This window comes from Photorhabdus akhurstii (assembly GCF_018448925.1).
Lineage (GTDB): Bacteria > Pseudomonadota > Gammaproteobacteria > Enterobacterales > Enterobacteriaceae > Photorhabdus > Photorhabdus akhurstii.
Window position 1 is genome coordinate 379624 of sequence record NZ_RCWE01000002.1, and the last position, 16405, is coordinate 396028.

Sequence of the window (16405 nt, forward strand, 5' to 3'; positions counted from 1 at the left end):
TTATGCAGCCCCTACAGTGACCAGTTACGCCATATTGGTACCACATCACCGGGCAACCACAATTTACGCCCTAACTCTATCCATGAACAAGGCTGGTGAAAATCAGAACCTAACGAAGCCATCAAATCATATTCCCGCGATAATTGACCGAGAGATTGCCGCTCGTTAGGCGCCTGCTGGCACTGTGCAACTTCCATTGCATCACCACCATGTTGTTTAAACCAGACAATCAGACGCTTCAACCATTTAGTCGATAAATCATATCGTCCCGGATGAGCAATGACTGCTTGACCACCTGATTGATGAATGGCATCAATAGCTTGTTCAATTGTACACCATTGAGGTGGAACGTATCCGATTTTTCCCTTTGCCAGATACTTTTTAAATACTTTCGCCATTGTTGGTTCTTTGCCTATTTCAATTAAATAACGGGCGAAATGGCCTCGCGTCACTTGTCCACCCTTCGCTAACCGATTCGCCCCTGCCCAAGCATCGGGAATACCTACCTTTGCCAATCTATGGCCTATTTCAATGCCTCGTTCTTTTCTGAGTTCAGCTTGTTTACCGAGTAATGTAACCATTGCGTTTGATTGAATATCAATGTTTAAACCAACAATATGAATCTCCATATTTTGCCACAGAGTAGATATCTCAACGCCTGATATCAGTTTTAATGGCAAGTTGTGCCGACTGATATGTTCATTAGCGGGCAAAATAGCATCCGTTGTATCATGATCCGTCACAGCCAATACATTAACGCCCATTGCCACTGCCCGTTCAACCAATTCTGATGGTGAAAGTAAACCATCCGATGCAGTCGTATGGCTATGCAGATCATAAATTGTCACCCATTCAGTCGTTGAATTTGTCATTATTCCGTTCTCTGATTAAATAGCTAGGTATAGCTTAGCGATAAACGGTGACATTTTACAGAATAGAACCCTATTCAGCCCTAAAATATCGGGCTGAATAGAGTAATTTTAAGAATGAAGAAATTCACGGATGAGAAATGCAATATCCCTTGTTATTGACAGAGAAGAATTAATCAGCGTTTTTCTTCACCTAGCCAATAGATTTCAAATAATAGGGCTTACCCGGATTATAGAGTGGCCCCATGTCGATAGTCTCATCATTAGATTTAGCAACATAACCCATTCCTTCTCTGGCCGCGTTCGCCAATAAACCACAATCCTGATCGCCTGACCAAGAAAATATACCGCCCAGTTTATTCTTAGCGACATACTCCGCTTTCTGTTTCACCGTGCGTGGTGTATCTAATGAGATAAAGTGTCCTGCTGTTTCACTAAACAAGAAATCGGCGTCAGCATTGGTATCCGTCATTAGCACAAAGCCATTTTTCCCGGTCGCGAGGGTATGTTCGCTATCCAGATAATTATTAACAATATCAAAGAATTCAGGTGAGCCTTTTTCCATTGTTCCTAACGCATCGCCAGTTTTATTATATTCACGGGTTTCAAGCTTTGCCCCTTTGCCTGCACGACCATAGTTAGCATAACCTAAATGAATTTTCTCCAAAGGTATGCCAAGATCCTGATGTAAGTAATTGATAGCAACTTCCGCGGATAAATCAGACGCCCCTGATGGATCAGGATCTTTTGGCGAATAGAGATTAGTATGATGGCCGATATAAGGCGCCCATCCGGTACCAAAATAGTCGTAACTCATTAAATAAATATTATCCAAACCATTCTTGACTAATTCGGCAATATTGGAGGTCTCTAATTTCGTTTTTACACCACTACAAGCAATGGAGATCTCTTTTCTGTCCTCTCGCCCAAATCGGCTATCCAAAGACTCACGTAATTCTTTAATTAACAGAGCGTAATATTCCCCATCTTTCGGATCGTAAACATTGCCATCTTCACCTGGGCTTCCGGGATATTCCCAGTCAATATCGACACAACTGAACATAGGAAAGCGTTCAAAAAAATCAACAATACTGTCAACAAAAACGCCACGTTTTGTTTCATCAGCCGCCATTACGGAGAAATAACCGGACATACTCCAGCCACCAATACTAAAAGCCAGTTCAAGTTTATGACCCGCTAAACGCGCCGTTTTTTGTAATTCGCGTAATCCACCTAATAAACCAGACGCTTTCTTTTGTTGATAAAAAGGCAAAAATGTTCCTGCATTAATATCAGTATTCGCACTTTCCTTAGGTAATCCCACATTACGGGCAGTACCTAAATCACCATAAGGATCAAGAGGAACAATATGGCCTTCGGTAATTTTTATTTCACTCTGGCTATTCCAGCCATCCGCAACTTCTTTAATCGTCTTCCCTTTTACACCAGTATCACCGTAAATACCCAAGAAGCTGAATATTAATTTATCATAAGCAGTCACATTGATAGTGCTTAAATCAAATCCTCTTCCCCGATCATCCGCTTCATCATCCTTACCATCTAAACGCGCATCATATTGGCACCAATCAGTAATATAAGCAGAAAGTTTCGGTCTGGATTTATCGCTTTCATATTCATTAAACATCGGGCGACAAACACGCGTCGCAGTATAAGAAAGGTTGCCCGCTGAACCATCCGGTTTAAAATTAACATCCGGCCGTTGATAGGTTTTTTCTGTAATATCATCCGGTTGTAAAACCGGTGAAGGAATATCTTCTGTCGGATCAACGCGCCCATCGGTAGGATTTCCGTGCTCTTTTATCTCTTCTTCCGTCGCTTGACGAATATATTTCCAGGCATTATGCGGTGTTCCCTCTTTAGCCGTAGGATCGGGAATATGCCAGCGCTCAACCCAATAGGTATTGGTATAAACACCACCATTAAAAATAACATTATAAACTTGGCCGCCTGCCTGATTTTTCCATGCGGTTAATGGCTCACCAATAATATCACTTATGTCGGACATGGATTTCGATGAGGTATAAGTATATTTGTTTACCATTTATAAACTCCAATGAAATTTATATTTAGCCTCCACATGGATAGAAGAGGCTAATTTGAATGTTAATGATAACGAGTAAGAATTTTAAATTCAGATGACTGATTCATCTAATTCTTAATTCCCGTCACGCCAAATCTGGGTATTCCTTTTTCAATAATGCTTTAACAGCCGAGCCAAATGATGCAGACCCTTCTTGCGCGGTATATCGAATATGAAGGATCACATCGGTCAAACTGTCTAAATCCTGCGATGTATTGGTAAATTGGAAATTCCAACTTGAGCCTACCCCCACGCCCTCAAAGGGTAAGAAACGTTCATCATCGAAATTAAGCGTAAACATTCCGCTGTCATTAATACCTGTAGATAAAGCGATTTGTTGATTTGGCTGGATGCTGCGGGCCGTATAAGGTGTTTCCGCACGGGTTCCCTCTTTCAACATTTTTTCAACGGTTTTAAGATCCGCTTTGGTCGTATAACTGCTCACACCTGACAAACTTAATTTGGCGCAGATATCTTCATAAGGACCAATTAACATAGGCAGCGTCACTGAAACAGATTTAATCCGCCGATTAAATAAACCAGTATAATCTGGAACAAAATGTTTGGTTTCATCCAAATTAAACGTAATTTGGTTATGCGATTTCAAGGCTTGAAGTTTTGTATCCCACTCCTCATTCAATAAAGATTTAAGCGAAATCGTTTTGATAATTTCCAATTGACGTGAATTTTGCTCAACATAAGTGCGTTCCATGCGTTGCAACGCCAATTTTAGATTTTCACCGACCAACAGCCCTTGATAGAGATCATTCCAACTCGCACCATCAATAAAATTCTGCTCGCCTAGCCCAAGCTCATATTGTAAAGAGGATTGTGCGGATAAACACAATGAAGAAACAGCATCATAAGCCTGCAAATAGAGGCTTGAGATCTGGCTAATCATCCAGGTATATAAACTTTCATTAGTAAAACGGCTGGAGAAATAAGCCAACAGTGCCTGAGATTGTTGTTGTTGCGCTTCAACTTGCGCCAAACGCTTACGCGCGGCACCGACCTGCAACTGCTGAATATTAATTTGCTGATCAATAGACTTTACTTCCCATTCAGCTTGTTTATATTGCAGTTCCCACTCCTGTCGGCGACGACGATAAGATTCAGAAACACTGAGACTATCAGCTTTAGTACTATCAGACTGATGTTTCAACGTTGCTATTTCAGCAACCGCATTTAAAGCAGCCCCCCAATGTGATCCCCCAACTGCCAATCCATAAATATTGGGAACTAAATCCAGTGCCGCCGCAGCCGTTCTTGATACTTGTGACGCTAACAGAGCAGAAGATGCCTGAGCCTGTAATTCAATAACCTGCTGTTCCGTTGACGAAATATTTTCATCATAAAGACTTTTATAATGTTCGTACCGATCCTGAGCAGATTGTTTGCTCACCTGCAACGCATCAAGACTGGCCTGATTAATATTGATATCTTGTTGCTGAAGGTCAACCGCAAAACGGTAGAGATCATTATTCTGAACCATCTGGAATGATTCAAAACTCAAATTATCTTTCCGTTCCAACAAGCTTAATAATGTGCTACCAAATTGTATCAACGTATCGACACCCGATTTCGCCCGCGCCAACATCGGTTCAAAACGATAATTTGGTACTCTGAAATTCATTCTGCTGGCATTTCTGGCAGCAACCACTCGCTGATAACGCTGATTCATTAATCCACGAGGCGAAATTTTCGAATCATAAAGATCCATCGAAATTTCTTTACCATCCAGCGTTAAATTATGCCGTAAATTGTAAATCCGGTTTTCTATTTTATCCCACAGAGCCGTTAACTCTTCATTAATTGGTTTCATAAAGAGATCATTATCCAGCGCACGAATAGTTCTATCATGAACCACCGGGGCATAAGGCAAAGGATAACTTATCATCTCCAATGCACGTACCGCGCTGTTCTTCTTATATGATGCATCCTCAAGAGTTATTGGCTGCCAGGAACTGGCTAATTGGAGATCAGGACGCGCTCCTAATAATGAACTTGCCGTTGCATAGCTCAGACGCGCCAGCGTTCTGGCCGTTGGCTGTAGCTTGCGATATTCCATATCACCTTGATCAATAACATTCTTAACGTAGAAGTTAAAAATCGCTTTACGATAATGAATAGGTTCACTGGCAGAAATTGCATCAGGATCAGCCGGTTCTACCAGACTACGTAATCTCTTTGGCTCATCAATTATCGGACGACTATTCCAATAACGTGGCTTATCTTGTCCCAGCGCCGGTTCGTCATTACTTTCAAAAGGATTAAAAATAAACTTAATCCAGCGACTGGCTTCCTCATAACGCTGTTCCACATTAAACCGCCAGGCCACCATAAATGGCATATGGAAGAATAATTCCCAAAAATAAATACCATTTGCCCCTTTAAGGTCGATAGGTTTTGAAACATTGCCGGTAATCGGCTCTTCATGAATATTTTGCGTTTCCCAACTGAGAACTTTGTCCAGTTTTTGACTCGCCTTACTAATTAATTCTTTTGCAAACAGGGTATTTAAACGAATTGCCTTGTCAGAATACCAACTTTCTAATGGTTCCTCTGGTTGCTCTTCTTTTGGAAATTGTAAATACTGAGTTTGTTTAGTCTGCTTAATTTGAACCTTGTCACGGAGCAATTTTCCCACACTGAGTTTAGTTTTAATTCTACCGGCAATATCACCTCCAGTTTCCGACGGCAAACTAAAACCCGTAACAACTGTTACATCATTTCTATCACAACGGTTCAATGTCACACTCAACTTTGGATCATAATCTTCTGGAGTAAGTATCTTATAATTCAGCCAACAGCGTTCACCCTTGCTATCTTCCAACCAAATACAATAAAGGATATTTTTACTTCTGCTAAAATCATATTTATACGTTGAAGTGGACGTAAGATACATATTCAATGTCCCGTCAACATAAGTCGCATCCAGCTTGAAATCTTCTTTTTTACCCAGTTGTCCTTCAAATGTTGGTGGTTCGGCTATCGGCCATTTCATATTATTATTAACGGGATAAAGCACCAATTGCTTATATTCGTCCGGCCCGCCATTCGCAGGTTCCCGGAAATAGAACCAAACTAAAGCAGCTCCATATGCATCCAGATCAGACAGCGTTGAAGTGGATTTAGGCAAATCCGTTGCTGCCATTAATAGATTGTCACATACATAAGTGAAAACTTCATCATAATCATAAGGCCCGGTCTTCTCATCTGTACCTTTTAAGCGCACAAATGCCACCAAAGCCAAGCGTTCAACATCTCCGGTACGATCGAGAACCGCAATCAACTCTTTCATGGCGTGGTCAAGTAAATCTTCACGAACGGTAGTGCCGGTACTCCAGGTACCATCAAACGCTAAATGAGCCAAATTAAGTTTGGTACGATATTTAATAATCTCATCTTTACCTTGTTTTTCTTCAGAAACTTCAAACCAACTAATATATAACCGGTTATTTAAGATAATTGGACGAACAATACCGTTATATGCATTTTCTAATGGAACATTAATCAGCTTCCACTCACTCCAGGCGGTAGGATAAAGTTCATCAGTCTGATTATTACGCTGTTTGGCATCTAAAGTTCGCCAAAAATAACGGTAAGGTTGAGTTCGTGTTTTAGCAATGAAATAGACCTTATCATCGGCAATATCAATACCATCTTCGTAGCCGGCAATAACCTCTAAATTACTAACCTCTTCAAAGTTATTCAAATATCCCAATATCGCTTTCTGAGCAACATCATCAGTGAGCTTGCCTTGATTAAGCGCACTTTCAAGTTGAAAGAAGAATTCTGTTTTGGTTAAACGTAATGTGGGATCAACATAGACTTCTGGATAAATAGCCAGTTGTTGATTTGCCGCCCAATAACCATAACGATTAGCAAACTCCTGCCAATTATCCGCCTCTTCCTGAGTCATCGATAAACCTGACTCTAAATTCAAAACAATACGATTAATATATTGTTGTATAGATTGAGTAACATGTGCGACACGGGCTGTTTTTACTTTAGAAGAAACCTGAGTATCTAATAATAGAAAATCATATAAATCATCCACATTTTGAATTCTTTCACGCAAGGATTGAAAAGCGGTATCATGCGGCACAATCTGACCAAGATAATAATCAACTAACGCATCACGCAAATTTTCCTGTAATTTTGCTTCAATTAAATTAGACATTCTCATCATCTCCTTGCGCTTTTAATGCAGCCATTACCGCTTCCCCGATACTTTGGAAAGCTTCAAAATCTGAATTAACATCAAGTGCGCCAGCACCTAATAAAGGCTCAACGGACAAATTAGTTTTCACAGAAAATTGTTGCAATCGTCGTATCCAATCTATTTGGGATAAGGTCATTGCACGTTCTTTATCTAATCCTCCTTTCTTACAAGCAAGAGAAATTTCATCAGGGTCCCAATCTAGAATTTCAGCCAATAATTGCGCACATTTATAATTGTCATCATCCTCTTCTCTTGTCTTCGGTAAAGTTTCACTGTTAGCAAAGGTAAAATATTCTTGAATTTTATCCTCATTCTGTTTCGCATTTTCCAGTAAATCCTGATAGCGATTCAGCAGGAAAATTTCATCTAATGATAATGATATTTCCGTTGTTTCATCCACGTTTAAACCCAACCATTTAGGATTCGTCAGACGCAATAACAACAGATTATTACTTATGCTCAATGCATTAATTAATTGAGTATAAACTAACAGACTATAGGTCAGGTCCAGAAACTCTTTCTTAATATCTTCAACTTTTTCTGGCGTATTATCTAATACCAGTTTCAGTACTGAATAGACACTACTTCCTAACCAGCACAGTTGTAGTGGAACAATATCCCTTGATACTCCATATTCTCCCGCAATAGCGCTAGATAATAGACTTTCTTGCGCGGTTTTAGCTTGCAATATGATCTGCACGACGATATTAATTTGATTATTATCTGGATTTATCTTCTTCTCATTTAAAATATCTTCAATCTTTCTCCGCAAAGATTCTTCATCTGTTTTTCCCCATACTAATGGGATATCTTTGATTAAACCGTTATTCTTATCAAAAACACCATTTTCATCTGATAGAATAGTCCACCAATCAATATCATTGATTTCTTGCCGATTAAAATCAGACTGTTGTAAACGCACATTATCAGTCAAACCATCGGAAATTCCCTTATAAAAGGTTAACATGCCACTTGTTGGCACCACGGGAAGCTGAGTTTTACCTAATAATAAGGAAAGTTTGATTGGTGTCAGCTTTGTTTTAGCCAACCAAGCAGTCAAAACCTCCATTTGAGCAATAACACTGAGAATGTCATCTTTCTGCTCATCTTTTTCTTTAAAGACCGGAATATTCGCCAAATATCCCTCTTCACCTGTCAAAATACCGGCTAGAATTAATCCATCCTCCGCAGAAAAACCAAATAATCGCGGAATAGTTACCAAGCAATAAAGTCTGGACACGACATCAAGATTACGCACCAATTTGCCAGAAGAGAGCTTCAATGCCTTCTCAACGATAGGTGCAATCACTTGAAACGTGGATAAAGAAATAGCTAACCCTGCACACAATTGTTTAACTGTTTTCGCGCCCTCTCCTTGATTTTCTGCATAGCTAAATTCTTTCCCATCCAAAATTAAAGGTTGGTCAAAAAGTTTAGACTGATTAAACAGTTGATCAAAAAATGGAATATTATTGCTGATAGCAAATGGCGTAATTTGATATATCCATCCAGCAAATGCTTCCGGTAATACTTTATATTGTGTTGATAAATGACGGAATAAACCTAATGCTCTTAATGTATTATTGGAAATAGTCAGATCGCTATTATTGGGTTCAGCTTTTATTGCTGAAATTATTAATAAATCAAGCTGATGATAAGGTAGCTCTAACCAACGCTGTAAACGAATAAAACGATTCATTCGATCATAACGAAAATCAGAAACCGCGTCTATTTCTCGTCCAGAGTCCGTTCTCACAATGCTTAATGCATCTAATTGCCCCGCATTTATATAAACACCACCATAGTGATAAGGTGCAGGAAAGTGTTCCGGTGTTTGTCCACTATCAAAAATAGGGTTAGAGAATAGCACATTTGGCGAAACTAAAGGCCGGAAATCACCACTACTAAATAAATGTTCGAGATCTGTCACTTTCGATCCTGTTTGTTGACCAAAAGATAGAACCTCTTTTAATTTCACACTGTCATCCGCGGAAAGGCCATAATTATCCTGGAAGAATTGTTCAGCTTCCGGCAATAATTCTGCTTGCGTAGTGCCTTGTTTAGCAATCGCGAAGCGATAAGTCATGGTCAGGAAGTTAATACCTTCGATATTTACAGCGGTATTATTTGTGCTTTCTTTGGGTACCGCAGCATAAACTGTCATTGCACCAAAGAAAGGACCATTATCTAAATTACCAATTTCACTATTATCGCCTTCTACATAGGTTAACTTTAATTGCCGACTAAATGGAGATGAATTATTAAATGGTTCCATCCTCGCTTTTACACGATTATAGGTCAGAATATTTTCACCACGAAGTTTAACTTTGATCGTCTCTTTCGCTTTATTTTCGCAAGTAATAATAATCTCGTCATAAGCTTTATCCACATTATCATTTAACGATGTCGGACCAGTAACATTACCATCAGCAAGAATAATATAAGCATGTTTTGAAATATCACGTTCAGGCAAGATTTCGGTTGTGCTGGTGCTGAAATAACTCTTAATAAGTTGTTCACGTGATAAAAAATTTTGCGCAAATGGGCTTTTCTCTGTCAGTAAAGTCATTTGCTCCTTACTCAATTGAGTATAAGCGAGCAAAGCCTGATCACGCTTTTCAGTTAAGATATGCCAGGGAAATTGCTGATCCACTTGCTGAATAATCGTGCCTAATTCTGTCCCTTCTTCGGCCAAACCTTTATTGATCTGTTGGGAAGGTAAACTATAAGGTAGTGTAAATGGAAAACGAGTCTCTCCCAAAACCTGATTAACCGGTTTATCCGCATGGCCCGTCTGATCAATATATTCCCTGGCACTTTTCGACAAAACATCATTCACAATAGAGATTGCTGTAATCTCTTTGTAAAGATTATCACTATTAAGTAATAAGTCAGGAATATCAGCACGCCTTTGCTCTAATCCCACAGCACTATTGGAACCATCCAACTCTATTTGTTGTACAAACTTATAAAGATCAAGCAGGTAATTTACCGGACTATCAAGAGCCTCAATAGCGCCTGGCTGACAGAAATCATCCCAAGGTTCAGGAAATAAGTTGCTATAATCAGGCAACTTTTCTTCCTCATCAGTATTGTCACTATTATAAGTAGAATATCTTGCCTGACGACTCGCTTTTGTTAATGATGCGCCATCGTAATCTCTCAATTGTCTTTGCCGATAACTTTGTACCAATTGATTAGCCGCACTCACTGCTTTATCAAAAATTACCTCGGCATGACCTGATAAAGATTCGTTATGGCGTTTAATAAATCGTTGTTTTGATACTTCAATAATATCAAAAATTGAGTGATATCCCAGCCGTTGGAGTGTATTGAGTAGCGTGACAGTAGAATTATCTTCCTTCTGTTCTGAGTTTGCCAACATATAACGTGTCGGCAATATTGGCGCTGCTGATGATTTTATCTCTGCCACCGCAGATAATAATGGCGATACTTTTGTTATATCCTGTTTTTCACGAGAAATGCTTTTATATTTATCCATTGTATTATTCCCAACCTAATTAATCGGAAACACCTGAATAGCACAGTTATAGAGACTATAACCACTTTAAATAATGAGATTTTTTTAACGCATAAATTCAATTTAATTTACAGGCTTCACACTGTTTCTCTTTCGGTTTATCGTAGGAAGGAAGATCACCTTCAAAATAGAACGGGTCCATTTTGATAACTTCTTTAATTGCTTTACGACCCAATCCTTCATGAGCAGCATTTGTTAATAATCCATTATCTTGATCGCCGCTCCAAATAAATAAGCCACCTAGCCCTTTTTCTTTAACATAACGACCTTTTTCTCTGACTGAGCGTGGCGTATCTAATGACATAAATACTTTGAGTTCTTTATTATAAAGATAATCAGCTTTCGCCACTGGATCATGGAAAACCGTATAGCCATTACGACCTATTTGATTTTCATAATCAACATAGTTATAGATAATATCTGTCCATTCAATTACGCTGTATTCGAAACTCCCTACTGTGGATGTTCCGTCAGTATATTTCCCAACTAGCTGTTCATTATCCTGACTCTCTAACTCCGCAGTTCTGGTATTACGAGTATAACCAGAATAACCGATATAGATAAACTTCTTATTAATACCTAAAGAGATAAGATAGTTAACTGCATCATCGACTGAATATTTAGAATATTGATCATCTTTATTGCGATAAAGGTTGGTATGATGAGAAAGTTTTCCGTCACCCAATGTAAAGAAATCATAAGTCATTAAGTTAATTTCATTAACACCAGCGGCGATCAATTCTGGAATATGTGCTGCTTTAATTTTTTCTACATCAGCAGAAGCGGCAATACTAATTCCTTGCAAATTACTGATATTTGCATTTTTTAAATCCTTAATAAGCTCAGCAAAATACTTATAATCATCTTCATCAAATTGATTACTTTCCCCCGCAGAACCAGGATATTCCCAGTCAAGATCAATGTGGGTTAGCATGGGAAATCTGGTGTATAAATCTTTAACCCCCTCAACAAACCGTTGGCGCAGTTTCTCATCACGACAAACTTTATAAAAAGCACCACTCATTGACCAACCGCCAACACTGACAGAAATTTCCAGATCTGGATTTTCCTCCTTGAGTAAACGTAAACCGCCTAATACTCCCTGGGCTTTATCTTGCTGATATAGGTCTACAGGATTGCCCAACCACTTAGTAAAACCACAATTAAGATAGGCTGCAACATCAGCCCAAGGATCAATTGGAATAGGTTTGCCTTCGTGATTCTCTAAAATATCTTGTTCGGCATTCCCCATTTGCCATCCATCTTTACCCGCAGCAGCAATGATAGTTGCTCTCTTATCCCCGGTATCTCCAATAATACCTGCAAAACTAAAGATAATTCTTTTAAATGGCTTTCCTTTTTCTTTATCGCCCTTAAGGCGCATTAAATCAGTCCCCCTTCCCCCTCTTATTTTAAAAGAATCGTCATTTATCGGTGCTAAACGTTCATCATAGATTGACCAATCAGTTAAATAACAGAAAACACCAAAATCATCCTTCTCTTCGTAAATATTAAAGACTGTTTTAGCAAGTCTTGTTGGTGTATACGATAATACGCCATCGGTTGTTTTAGGATCAAAACCATTTAACCGATAAGTCTTTTGCGCCGCACCCTCTTCTGAATCCTTAACCTTATGTGGATCAGTTTCATACACCAATTGGCTATCTGCTTTTGGTTCATTTTCACTCATATCTCACTCCACTAGCGATACAATTGTTTAAACATCAGAGAGTTAAATCATGGCAACCTACGCCAGAATTAAGTAGAGTCCTATAAGTATTCAGAGTTAGAAACCATTCACCAAGAATACCTATAACGTATTGAATACAAAGAATTACATAGCTTTAACTTATAAAGATCTAAATTCTAAATAACACGATATGTTAGAGACCTGAATACTACTTCTCACAGTAATATTAGCTAAACCTCTTTTTTTCATATACAGATATAAAAATTAACAATCTCTTTTTTCCTCCGGCCTATTGACTCAAATAAAATCCAGTCAATTCTGCCTCTTAACCAAAATCTACTTTCGCTAATATTCTTTTTTCATAAAACATGATTTATATATTTAACATTACTAAATTACTAAATATATATTATGACTATATTATAAAATGATAATATGCGTTATTTGTGACAATAAAATAATAGTTTTATTAAAATTAAGAATCCTATCATTATCCGGTTTCTAACTATTTTTTGTTACACCGTAATGAATGTGCGCACCAATTAACCTTTGCAAAAAATACTTGACACACCAATCTCGTTCCAGTTTACTAGTACAAGAGTGAGAAAGATATTGTCTTGTATACCATCTATTTATTAATACTAAAGAGGCACTGAAAATGGCTGCATGTATGACGTCTATCCGTTGGTGGCATAACTTCCCAGTAAGGGCGGTATGGTCACGCACATAAATTAACAGTGCCAAATTACCAAAACCCGCCTAAACAGCGGGTTTTTTTATATGCGTAACTTATTAACAGGACGAGAAAATGACGGATAAACAACCAAAAATCACAGTAATCGAGCAGGAAACCGCTTATCAACCCGATCCTACTCTACTATTCAACCAACTCTGCGGTGAGCGACCAGCAACTTTATTGCTGGAATCTGCGGAAATTAACAGCAAAAAAAATTTAAAAAGTCTGCTGATTATCGATAGTGCCTTACGTATCAGCGCCAACGGCAATCAGGTTACTTTCGACGCGTTGACCGAAAATGGCCGAAATTTATTACCCATTTTGGCCAAAAAATTGGCCAGCAATGTCCAATCTAAAACGACACATGATGCTCTTCAAGTTACCTTCCCGCCAATCAATCACAATATAGATGAAGATAATCGTCTGAAAGCGGTATCCGTATTTGATGCATTGCGTGCCCTGCTTTCTCTGGCGGAAGAGCCATCACCACACAATTCATTTCCATACAATACAGACGCAATATTTGTCGGCGGCCTTTTTTCCTACGATCTGGTGGCCGGATTTGAGCCATTACCAACCGTAAAAACCGTTCAACGCTGTCCTGATTTCTGTTTTTATCTCGCAGAAACGTTATTAGTGATCGACCATCAGAATAAGAACGCACGTTTGCAAATCTCCCTTTTCAGCGATTCTCAAACAGAAGAGCAACGCCTTAAGCAACGATTAAAAACATTAGCGGCGCTCATTACCGAACCTATTGAGCCGGTAAAACAGATCCCTCTGCCAGCCATGAAAATTTCATACAATCGGGATGATAAAGCCTATGCAGAAATGGTGACGCAGTTGCAGCAATACATCCGTCAGGGAGATATTTTTCAGGTGGTGCCATCAAGACGCTTCTTTCTGCCCTGCCCGGCACCGCTTCATGCTTATCAAAAGCTTAAATACCGCAATCCAAGTCCCTACATGTTTTTCATGCAGGACAAAGATTTCTGTCTGTTTGGCGCTTCTCCTGAAAGCGCGCTTAAATATGATGCATCCAATCGCCAGATTGAAATTTACCCGATCGCCGGTACCCGCCCCCGTGGGCGCAATGCGGCCGGCGAGCTGGATGCCGATCTGGACAGCCGGACCGAACTGGAGATGCGAACGGATCATAAAGAATTAGCCGAGCACTTGATGTTGGTTGATTTGGCCCGTAATGACCTGGCTCGCATTTGTGAACCGGGCAGCCGCTATGTCGCTGACCTGACAAAAGTCGATCGCTACTCCTTTGTTATGCATCTGGTTTCCCGCGTAGTGGGAACATTACGCCATGATTTGGATATCTTTCATGCTTATCAAGCTTGTATGAATATGGGCACCCTTACTGGTGCGCCGAAAGTACGCGCAATGCAGCTTATCGCTCACTATGAAAATGAACGCCGGGGCAGCTATGGTGGTGCTGTCGGTTATTTCACCGGCAAAGGAGATATGGATAATTGCATCGTTATTCGCTCCGCCTACGTGGAAGATGGCATAGCGACTGTTCAAGTTGGCGCCGGTATCGTGCTGGATTCCGAACCTTTAGCAGAATCCGAAGAGACTCGTAACAAAGCAAAAGCAGTCATTCGCGCAATTATTGAGGCTCATCAGGCAGAGGAGATTTTCTAATGGCAAATATTCTGCTACTCGACAACGTGGATTCATTCACCTATAACCTCGTCGATCAATTACGCAATCATGGTCATCAGGTGGTTATCTATCGCAATACCGTTGCAACTGAAATGATTATGCAGCAATTAAGCATGCTCTCTTCTCCATTATTAATGCTTTCACCGGGGCCGGGGAAACCATCTGACGCCGGTTGTATGCCTCAATTACTTCAAAAAATCATCGGCAAAATTCCAGTGATCGGCATCTGCCTTGGGCATCAAGCCATTATTGAAGCCTATGGTGGAGAAATTTCCGCTGCTGATGAAATCCTACATGGCAAAGCTTCTCTGGCAGAACACGATAATCAGGCTATGTTCGCTAATTTGACAAATCCTCTACCGGTTGCCCGTTATCACTCTCTCGCGGGTAACAAAATTCCATCCGAACTGACTATTTCTGCCCGTTGTGGTGATACTGTTATGGCGGTTCGCCATAACGAACATAAGGTTTGTGGATTTCAATTCCACCCAGAATCAATTCTCACAACTCAGGGCGCTAAATTACTTGAACAAACTCTGGTCTGGGCACTAAATTAAAGGGGAGATGAAAATGCAGACTATTTTCAATAAATTGTTTAATGCGCAGACACTGACACAGCAAGAAAGCCAGCAACTATTTGCAGCCATTATTCAAGGAGAATTAAGTGAATCACAACTCGCTGCTGTACTTATCAGCATGAAATTACGCGGTGAACAACCTCAGGAGATCGCCGGCGCAGCCCAAGCATTACTGGCAAATGCCCTGCCATTTCCACGGCCGGATTACACTTTCTGCGATATCGTCGGAACAGGCGGTGATGGCACGAACAGCATCAATATTTCAACCGCCAGTGCCTTTGTCGCCGCGACTTGTCAGATTAAAGTCGCCAAACATGGTAATCGCAGTGTTTCCAGTCGATCAGGTTCTTCTGATTTGCTGGCAGCGTTTGGTATCACTCTTGATGTCAGCGCGGAATGTGCCCGTAGCGCACTAGATGAAATCGGCATCTGTTTCCTATTTGCACCGCAGTATCATCTTGGATTCCGTCATGCGATGCCGGTACGTCAACAACTGAAAACCCGGACGCTATTCAATATATTAGGTCCTCTGATTAACCCGGCTCGTCCACCACTGGCTTTAATTGGCGTCTACAGCCCTGAACTCGTTGAACCTATTGCCCGCACTTTACAGGTTCTCGGCTATCAACGGGCGGCGGTTGTTCACAGCGGCGGCATGGATGAAGTCGCACTACATGCACCAACGAAAGTTGCAGAACTTAATGATGGAGAAATTATCCATTATCAATTAAACGCTGAAGATTTTGGTTTACAACATCATCCAATATCCGCATTAAAAGGAGGTTCACCAGAGGATAATCGTGAAATGCTCAGTTTATTGTTACAAGGGCGAGGCAAGAAAGCGCATGCTGATGCCGTTGCGGCTAACGTTGCCCTGTTAATGAAAATTCATGGACAGGAAAATTTACGTCATAACACCCAACAAGCTCTCGAAGCCATTCACAGTGGCCGAGCTTATGAACGAGTCATAGCACTTGCAACAAGGAGTTAA

At 40.1% G+C, this 16405-nt stretch carries 8 protein-coding genes and 1 other annotated feature; of the genes, 3 read left to right on the forward strand and 5 right to left on the reverse strand.

Features of this window, described 5'->3' with window-relative positions; genetic code table 11:
• Positions 1 to 11: 11 nt before the first annotated feature.
• The 5 genes from rnm to EAE93_RS04290 all read right to left on the reverse strand — a co-directional run bounded on the left by rnm (position 12) and on the right by EAE93_RS04290 (position 12426).
• Complete coding sequence (gene rnm / locus EAE93_RS04270) at positions 12 to 872, reverse strand: RNase RNM (RefSeq protein WP_036805742.1); 861 nt, start codon at positions 870 to 872, stop codon at positions 12 to 14.
• Positions 873 to 1062: 190 nt separating this feature from the next.
• Positions 1063 to 2931 carry a glycoside hydrolase family 18 protein gene (locus EAE93_RS04275; protein ID WP_214039151.1) on the reverse strand — a complete coding sequence of 623 codons (1869 nt, stop codon included), beginning with the start codon at positions 2929 to 2931 and terminating at the stop codon, positions 1063 to 1065.
• Between the two features lie 124 nt (positions 2932 to 3055).
• Positions 3056 to 7153 carry a Tc toxin subunit A-related protein gene (locus tag EAE93_RS04280; protein WP_214039152.1) on the reverse strand — a complete coding sequence of 1366 codons (4098 nt, stop codon included), beginning with the start codon at positions 7151 to 7153 and terminating at the stop codon, positions 3056 to 3058.
• Complete coding sequence (locus EAE93_RS04285; RefSeq protein WP_214039153.1) at positions 7146 to 10697, reverse strand: Tc toxin subunit A; 3552 nt, start codon at positions 10695 to 10697, stop codon at positions 7146 to 7148. Before EAE93_RS04285 ends, EAE93_RS04280 begins: the two co-directional genes overlap by 8 nt.
• Before the next feature lie 97 nt (positions 10698 to 10794).
• The gene (locus tag EAE93_RS04290) at positions 10795 to 12426 is read right to left on the reverse strand and encodes a glycoside hydrolase family 18 protein (RefSeq protein ID WP_036805731.1); all 1632 of its coding nucleotides are present in this window, start codon (positions 12424 to 12426) and stop codon (positions 10795 to 10797) included.
• A gap of 679 nt (positions 12427 to 13105) precedes the next feature.
• Positions 13106 to 13206 (forward strand) — a sequence feature (Trp leader region).
• 28 nt (positions 13207 to 13234) lie between these two features.
• Between EAE93_RS04290 and EAE93_RS04295 the strand changes: the two genes are divergently transcribed.
• From EAE93_RS04295 to trpD, 3 genes are read left to right on the forward strand one after another with little or no spacing between them, the layout of a single operon-like run.
• Positions 13235 to 14815 carry an anthranilate synthase component 1 gene (locus EAE93_RS04295; protein ID WP_036805729.1) on the forward strand — a complete coding sequence of 527 codons (1581 nt, stop codon included), beginning with the start codon at positions 13235 to 13237 and terminating at the stop codon, positions 14813 to 14815.
• Positions 14815 to 15393, forward strand: a complete 579-nt coding sequence (locus EAE93_RS04300) for a glutamine amidotransferase-related protein (protein ID WP_036805726.1) — start codon at positions 14815 to 14817, stop codon at positions 15391 to 15393. Before EAE93_RS04295 ends, EAE93_RS04300 begins: the two co-directional genes overlap by 1 nt.
• Positions 15394 to 15406: 13 nt before the next feature.
• A complete protein-coding gene (trpD, locus tag EAE93_RS04305) occupies positions 15407 to 16405 on the forward strand; it encodes an anthranilate phosphoribosyltransferase (protein WP_110087451.1) in 999 nt (332 codons plus the stop codon).